Origin of the sequence: Erysipelatoclostridium sp. DFI.2.3, from assembly GCF_019132535.1 — a bacterium.
Classification (GTDB): Bacteria; Bacillota_I; Bacilli_A; order Erysipelotrichales; family Erysipelotrichaceae; genus Clostridium_AQ; species Clostridium_AQ innocuum.
On the sequence record NZ_JAHOOJ010000062.1, the window covers coordinates 1 to 603 of the forward strand.

Consider the following 603-nt stretch of genomic DNA (forward strand, 5'->3'; position numbering starts at 1 on the left):
CTGTTCAAAGTCATTCAGCCTCTGCATTTCCTTCTCCTTTACGATGTCATTGATTGCCGGCATATGAACAAAGGTGCGAAGGATGAGCGGATAGCCGCTTTCATCTTCTCCCTGCTCATTACGCATCTGATACTGATTGATCAGATTTCTGTTGTTCCATGCATACTCATCAATGAAGATAATTTGATAAACCGGCTTTAATTGATCATAAAACTCACCGCTTTTCAGCTGATTGTTCAACGCTCTGGCACCGTAAAATTCAAAGCGCATCATTTCCGCTATTCCCTTACAGGTCGTCTGCATCTCGATATTGAAATGACGATTTTGTTCATCCTTTACATGCACATCCAGAATGATGCGCTTCTTTCCGATGATGCCCGGATCCAGGTTGGGATTGAGTACGGTGCTTTCCTTTACCCTGATTCCGGTAACACGCTCAATGATGGTGTTGCGGGCGTACACAGAGCCTTCATCCTCACGGGAAAGGGTGTACTTAAAAAATAGATCGTTACTGTAGTTGAGTTGATTCCTTGCATTTGACATTTTTATGTCCTCCATTCTGTAAGGGCTCCTTACCCCCTTCTATACGTATGGAATCTGTCA

The 603-nt window shown here is 43.6% G+C and carries 1 protein-coding gene; it reads right to left on the minus strand.

The features are described from left to right. On the minus strand, positions 1-543 hold a 543-nt coding region (locus KSZ58_RS22380), incomplete at its 3' end, for a PD-(D/E)XK nuclease family transposase (protein ID WP_217752961.1). Positions 544-603: the final 60 nt, after the last annotated feature.